2 protein-coding genes are annotated in these 2,287 nt (G+C 75.6%); both read right to left on the reverse strand.

Annotated features, from left to right (window positions below; translation table 11 throughout):
* Positions 1-1,960, reverse strand: a 1,960-nt coding sequence (locus tag AC1MIR_RS16080; protein ID WP_480029198.1) for a calcium-binding protein, incomplete at its 3' end; no start/stop codon positions are given.
* A gap of 56 nt (positions 1,961-2,016) precedes the next feature.
* On the reverse strand, positions 2,017-2,287 hold a 271-nt coding region (locus AC1MIR_RS16085; protein ID WP_480029199.1), incomplete at its 5' end, for an urease accessory protein UreH domain-containing protein.

Below are 2,287 nucleotides of genomic sequence, written 5' to 3' on the forward strand. Positions count from 1 at the left end.
CCGCGCGCCGCGGGCCGCGCGGGGGGGGGGGGGGGCGCCCCGCGCCCCCGCGCAGCAGGTCGTCGCCCGCGCCGCCATCGAGCGTGTCGAGCCCGTCGCCGCCATCCAGCAGGTCCGCCTCCGCCTCGCCCAGCAGCCGGTCGTTGCCCTCGCCGCCGCGCAGCGTGTCCGCGCCATCCCCGCCGGCCAGCGTGTCGCCTTCGGTGCCGCCATCCAGCAGATCGGCGCCGATGCCCCCCGCCAGGCTGTCCGCACCGGCACCGCCCGCCAGCATGTCGTTGCCGCCGCCGCCCGAGAGCGTGTCGTTGCCGCCGCCGCCTTCGAGCGAGTCGGCGCCGTCCGCGCCGAGCAGCAGGTCGTTGCCATCGCCGCCATCCAGCGTGTCGGCCTCGACGCCGCCATCGAGCGTGTCGCCATCCGCCCCGCCTTCCAGCCGGTCCGCACCGCCGGCGCCGAGCAGGCTGTCCGCGCCGATGCCGCCGAGCAGCAGGTCGTCGCCCTCGCCACCATCGAGCGTGTCCGCGCCATCCGCGCCGTCGAGCGTGTCCGCCCCGCCCGCACCGGAGAGCAGGTTGGCGCCGGCATTGCCGAACAGGCGATCGGCCAGGCCCGCGCCATGGGCCGCAAGATCGCCCGCGCCCTCGCGCAGGCGCAGCACCTCCACGCCGCCGGCGATGCTCGCCGCGAAGCCGACGATCATCGTGTCGAAGCCCTCGCCGGCGGCTTCCGCGATCACGGCCTCCGGCCCGGAGAGAAGATAGGTGTCGTCCCCCGGGCCGCCGGCAAGCAGGTCGGCGCCGCCGCCATCCAGCGTGTCCGCGCCGTCGCCGCCGAGCAGCGTGTCGGCCGATGCCCCGCCCAGCAGCGAATCCGCGCCGTCGCCGCCATCCAGCAGCCCGAGCTCGGTGCCGCCGAGCAGCGTGTCGTTGCCGGCGCCGCCGAACAGCGTGTCGTTGCCGGCGCTGCCGTTCAGCAGATCGTCGCCGTCGCCGCCATCCAGGGTGTCGTGGCCGGCATTGCCGTCCAGCACGTCGCGCCCGGGGCCGCCATCCAGCGTGTCGTCGCCGTTCTGGCCGCGCAGCGTGTCGTTGCCCTCGCCGCCGCGCAGCACGTCGTTGCCCCCCGCCCCGCCGCCGCCCCAGATGACGTCATTGCCCGCGCCGCCATCGATGGTGTCGTTGCCGAGGCCGCCATCGAGCGCATCGTTGCCCGCCCAGCCTTCCAGGATGTCGTTGCCGGCGCCGCCATTGATGCCGTCGTCGCCGCCATAGCCCAGGATGAAGTCGGCGCCGGCGCCACCCGAGAGGGAGTCCGGGTTGTCCGTGCCGGCGATGACGGCGATCGCCGGGCCGGGGGCGAGGATTGCGAACTCCAGGCTGAAGGCCGCGCCCTGCAGCCCGTCCCACACCTCGATCAGCACCGCGCGCGTCGTGCCGCCGAGGGTCGGGAGGCTGATCCCGTCGCGCAGCCGCAGCACATCGCCCTGCATGACGAACAGCGCATCGTCGGGCCAGACGACGCGATACAAGAGAGGGCTTGCCGTGTCGGGGTCGTCGGCGATCAGCGTGCCGATGACGGCGCCGGGATCCTCGGCCAGCACGCTGCCGCCCGACAGGAAGCGCAGCGCCTGCGGCGGCGTGTCGTCCAGGTCGCGCAGCGCCACCTGCCAGGCCTGCGGCAGATCCTGCCAGCCGGCGGCGGTGCGGACCGCAAGGCCGAAGGCGAAGACGTAGGCGCCCAGGCTCTCGGCGTCGAAGCGCTCGACCGGGGTGATCACGAGACGCTGCGCGGCGCGGTCGAAGGCGGCGTCGAAGCGGTTGGCGTCGGGGCCGGTCAGCGCGACGTCGAGCACGCCCCCCGAGAGATCGAGGATCGCGATCCAGTCGCCGGGGCGGGCATTCTCGAAGATGGTGTCCGGCACGGTCCCCGATACCGTGACCGGGACGACCGGCGTGGACATGACGGCCCCGTCCTGGGAATGGGACGAGGCTTAGCGGCTGCCGGTTAACGCGTTCTTCAGGCCACCAGCCGCCAGGCCATGCCGGCCAGCACCACGGCATTCAGCCCGAACAGCGCCGCTCCCGCCAGTTGCAGCCCGGCACCGGCGCGGCGGAGGAACAGCCGGCCGAGCAGCGCCACGCCGACCAGCGCCGGCACGGTGCCGAGCACGAAGGCCGCCATCGCCAGCGCCCCGGCCAGCGCGCTGCCGGTGGCGGCGGCCGCGGCCCGCCCGGCGGTGCGCAGGCCGCCGGGGCGCGCCGGGCGGGCGCGGCCCCGCCCGCGGCCC

It is taken from the genome of Falsiroseomonas sp. RANM36 (assembly GCF_056682175.1).